Annotated in this window: 5 protein-coding genes; 3 read left to right on the top strand and 2 right to left on the bottom strand. The window is 59.7% G+C overall.

The genetic code is table 11. The features are described 5' to 3' along the window. Together WA989_RS13225 and WA989_RS13220 are read left to right on the top strand one after the other, a co-directional pair. Positions 1-345 (top strand): DUF6768 family protein (locus WA989_RS13225; RefSeq protein ID WP_424340960.1); only part of this gene is annotated, 345 nt, incomplete at its 5' end. A 70-nt stretch (positions 346-415) separates the two neighbouring features. Then, positions 416-1069, top strand: coding sequence for a hypothetical protein (locus tag WA989_RS13220; protein ID WP_424340959.1), 654 nt, complete (start codon positions 416-418; stop codon positions 1067-1069). Between the two features lie 76 nt (positions 1070-1145). Here WA989_RS13220 and WA989_RS13215 read toward each other — a convergent pair whose 3' ends face one another. Further along, positions 1146-1709: an HNH endonuclease gene (locus WA989_RS13215; protein ID WP_424340958.1), complete on the bottom strand. Its 564-nt coding sequence runs from the start codon at positions 1707-1709 to the stop codon at positions 1146-1148. Positions 1710-2072: 363 nt separating this feature from the next. Then, a complete protein-coding gene (tkt, locus tag WA989_RS13210; protein WP_424340957.1) occupies positions 2073-4040 on the bottom strand; it encodes a transketolase in 1968 nt (655 codons plus the stop codon). A gap of 95 nt (positions 4041-4135) precedes the next feature. Here tkt and WA989_RS13205 point away from each other — a divergent pair, with 95 nt between their 5' ends. Further along, the gene (locus WA989_RS13205) at positions 4136-4411 is read left to right on the top strand and encodes a DUF4164 family protein (protein WP_424340956.1); all 276 of its coding nucleotides are present in this window, start codon (positions 4136-4138) and stop codon (positions 4409-4411) included. The last annotated feature ends 99 nt before the right edge of the window (positions 4412-4510 follow it).

The following is a 4510-nucleotide window of genomic DNA, read 5'->3' as shown; positions in this document are numbered from 1 at the left end:
GGCGACAGCCTCAGCAAGCATGACGAGGCGTTCCTGAGGGATCTGGAAGACGATCGGGGCCTCTTCACCCAGCTAGGCGCGACCTTTTCCGGGCCGCTGAAATACTGGACCGCAACGGTCTTCGTTTTTACCTTTGTGATCTTCGCGATCTCGGTCTGGTGCGGCGTTAATGCCTTTGGGGCAGAGACAGTGAAAGAGACGGTCCTTTGGGCCGGGTTTGCGATTGCGGGTGTGAATGGCATCGGTCTTCTGAAGATGTGGCTCTTCATGCGGATGAACCATCTGGCGACGCTGCGCGAGATCAAGCGCGTCGAACTGCAGGTCGCGCGTCTTAAGGAGAATTAACCCTTATTGCGGAACGCCGCACGTCTCTGCCCGTTGATTGGGTACAGCAGAACGCTAGGAGACCCCTGAGATGAAACGCACATTATTGACCGCTACAGCCGCCGTCGCCCTGATGGCCATTCCTGCAACCGCACAGATCGTCGATGACGAAATCGGCGTCGAAGCCGAAACGGAAACGCAGACCACACTCGACGCGCCGCCAACGGCACTTGAGACAGGGTCTGATATAGATACCCAGGTCCGTACGGAAGCCAATTCCATGACCGACGAGACCGATGACGAGCTAGATCTCGACCTTCGCGAGTCGGCAGACATCGATGTCGAACTTGATGACGATGCAGAAACCGGAATGGGTGGCAATTATTACGAGTCTGAAGAAGACGCGCTTGCCGAGTCCAATCTTGATGGATCCGTCGACCCGAGCGACACCACGATGAGCTATGAAGACTATGTCGAAAGCGAAGTCCCGGGTGACGTTGAAGTCGAAGTCGAGACCGATGCAGAGGCTGAAACCGATGCTGGCGTTGGTGGCCCCTATGTGGCCGACCGGAACGACGCCATCGACAAGCTTGCCGATCTTAATTCCGCAAGTGATGGCGAAATTTCCGACCAGATCGATTCGCTCGATACGGATGGGCTGAATGCCTATGTCCTGAACTCGATCGAGACCGGCGAGATGACCGTCGAAACCGAGACAGAGACTGAAACGGATGGCGAGTGGTAAAACCCGCCTGACGCGTAGAGTATATTGTAGATTGAATTAAAAAGAGCCCCGCCTGCTATTTGCTGGCGGGGCTTTTTTATGCTTCGAGTTCGACATCCCAATAGAGATAATCCATCCACGTCTCGTGCAGATGGTTTGGCGGGAAGCGGCGGCCGATTTCCTGCAGCTGGTAGTTTGACGGCTGCAGCGGCTTGCGGTTCGGGATCATGCCCGCATCGTCTGGCATGCGCCCGCCCTTTCTGAGATTGCATGGCGAGCAGGCGGTCGCGATATTCGCCCAGCTCGTTCTGCCGCCTTTCGAGCGCGGGATGACATGATCGAAGGTCAGATCCTCGCCAGCGCCGCAATAGACGCACTGGAAGCCATCGCGCAGGAACACGTTGAAGCGCGTGAAAGCGGGCGAGCGGTCCTGTCGGACGAATTCGCGCAGCGCGATGACGGATGGAAGCCGCATCTCGAAACTTGGGCTCCGCACGACCTGATCATATTCGGCGATGATATCGACGCGGTCGAGGAAGACCGCCTTGACGACATCCTGCCAGGGCCAGAGCGATAGCGGATAATAGGAAAGTGGACGGTAGTCCGCGTTCAAAACGAGAGCTGGGCGCCCGTGTGGGGGCTTGGTCAGGACTTCAGGCATTACAGTTCTCCTCCAACGGTCCTGCTCAATGGTTGTCTGATGTCGCTAGTGAACACGCACCTCCTTGATTTCGCGGGCATCATTACTGATTCCCCATAACGAGTTTATGACAGTTTGCTCCCTTGGCTAGCCCTCGGCAAGACTTTCAAAACAAGCTATTGATTTGACTGGTTTTATCGGAGGCTGAGGGCGTTCGATGCGAAGGCGCCTATGCCCGCATGGTTCGACCCCGGCCGTTGCTGGAGCATGCTTTGCTCACCATGCGCGGGCCTGCTCAAACGCCTAAAAAGCTCTCACGACAGCGGGCATTGCCATTGTCCTCGCCCGTCTGCGGGCGAGGCGGGCCGCTGGCAGGCCTTCGCTTTAAGCCAGCTTTTCTGCCAGAGCGACCACGGCGTCTGGCGTGATGCCGAACTTTTTGTAGAGGTCCTGATAGGGCGCGCTGGCGCCGAAGCTGTCCATGCCGACAAAGCCGCCATCATGGCCGATCCAGCGGTCCCAGCCGAAGCGGACGCCGGCCTCGATCGCAATCTTCGGCAGGTCGCCGCCGAGCGTGTCGCGCTGATAGCTTTCGGATTGCGCCTCGAACAGCTCCATACATGGCATGGACACGACGCGCGCGCCGATGCCCTTGTCTTTCAGCGCAGCCTGCGCGGCGACAGCGATCTCGACTTCGGACCCTGTCGCGACCAGAACGATCTTTTCATCGCCTTCTGCCGGAGAGAGCACATAGCCGCCTTTTGCCGACAGGTTCTCGTCGGTGTGGGTCTTTCGAACGCTCGCGACTTTCTGGCGCGTCAGCGCAATCGTCGATGGCCCGCTCGTGGTCTTCAGCGCCATTTCCCAGCATTCGGCTGCCTCGACGCCGTCGGCCGGGCGGAAGACGTGCATATTCGGCATGGCGCGCAAGCTGGCGACATGTTCGACCGGCTGGTGGGTCGGGCCGTCTTCGCCGAGGCCGATGGAATCGTGCGTCATGACATGGATAACCCGCTCGCCCATCAGCGCGCCAAGCCGGATCGCGGCGCGAGAATAATCGGCGAAGACAAGGAAGGTGCCGGAATAAGGGATGATGCCCCTGTGCAGCGCCATGCCGTTCATTGCGGCGGCCATGCCATGCTCGCGCACACCATAATGGATATAGCGCCCGGCCCAATTGTCCGGCGTCATCGGCTCCATCGCCTTGGTCTTCGTGTTGTTCGAGCCTGAAAGGTCTGCCGAACCGCCGACCATTTCCGGAACGGCTTTTGTCAGCTCTTCGAGAACCGCGCCGGACCATTTGCGCGTCGCATCATCCTTGCCGCCGTCGACCACCGATTTCTTGTGCGCGCGCACGACGGCGGCGATATCGCCAAGCTCGCCCGAAATCGCTTTTTCGAAGTCGGCCTTGTGACCCGATCCGTCGCGTCGGGTCTTCCACTCGTCATGCAGATGCGCGGCGTGTGCGCCTTCGCGCTTCCAGGCATGCTCGATATCTTCCGGGATCACGAAGGGCTCATGGCTCCAGCCGATATTCTTGCGGATGCCGGCGATTTCCTCTTCGCCATACGGCCCGCCATGCGCCTTGCCGGTGCCGGCAATGGTCGGCGCGCCATAGCCGATGATGGTCTTGCAGGCGATCATCGCCGGCTTGTCCTGGTTTTGTGCCCAGTCGAGCGCGGCATAGATCTCTTCGGTATTGTGCCCGTCGATCCGCTTTGTCACCCAGCCAGCCGCTTCGAAACGTTTGCACTGGTCGGTGTCATCGGAAAGATCGGTCGAGCCATCAATGGTGACCGAATTGTCGTCAAACAGCACGATCAGCTTGTTGAGCTTCATGTGGCCGGCAAGCGTGATCGCTTCCTGGCTGATGCCTTCCATCAGGCAGCCATCGCCGGCAATCACCCAGGTCTTGTGGTCGACAAGATCATCGCCGAAGCGCGCATTGAGGTGGCGCTCGGCGATCGCCATGCCGACAGCGGTCGCAAGGCCCTGGCCGAGCGGGCCTGTCGTCGTCTCGACGCCGGGGGTGATGAAATTCTCAGGGTGGCCGGGCGTCTTGCCGCCAAGCTGGCGGAAATTGCGGATATCCTCGCGGCTGACACTGTCATAGCCGGTCAGATGCAGCAGCGAGTAGACCAGCATCGAGCCGTGGCCGGCTGACAGGACAAACCGGTCACGGTCCGGCCAGTAGGGGTCCGCCGGGTCATGTTTCAGATAATGCGTCCACAGAATGGTAGCGATATCAGCCATGCCCAGCGGCAGGCCGACATGTCCTGATTTGGCCTGTTCGACGGCGTCCATCGACAGTGCGCGGATGGCATTTGCCATGTCCTTGTGTTCAACGGCCATGTGATACCCCTGTTGTTTGCTTCGCTTTGGACGTCTGCACCCTCAGATGTCAACCTGCTTGGCGAACTGGCCTGCATCCTGCTATCGGAAAAGATATGGATAAAGTGAATTCATCTGCCCAGAGGCTCGACAAGGCGCTCTCGCGTCTTGAAGGGGCGCTTGATTCCCTTTTCGAGCGGGCCGGTGATCCGGGCGTGGTCAAACGCGAACTGGCCGCCATGCTGGCAGACCGGGCCAGGCTGGCAGACGAACTCGATGCCTCGCTGGCCCGTGAACGCCAGTTGCAGGCGCTGGCCGATGAAGCCTCCGAAGCGCTCGGCGCGGCGATAAGCGAGGTTCGCGCCGCGCTCAACCGCGAAGGCACAAGCTGATGGCCAAGGCAGACATCACGATAAGAGGCCGGGACTATTCGGTCGCCTGCGCCCCCGGACAAGAAGCGCGCCTCGTCGAGCTGTCGCGCAGCCTAGACA

The sequence above is a fragment of the Henriciella sp. genome, assembly GCF_049649345.1.
Taxonomy (GTDB): Bacteria; Pseudomonadota; Alphaproteobacteria; order Caulobacterales; family Hyphomonadaceae; genus Henriciella.
Note: the sequence above shows the minus strand (reverse complement) of the source record. Positions and strands in the feature narration are given on the sequence as shown.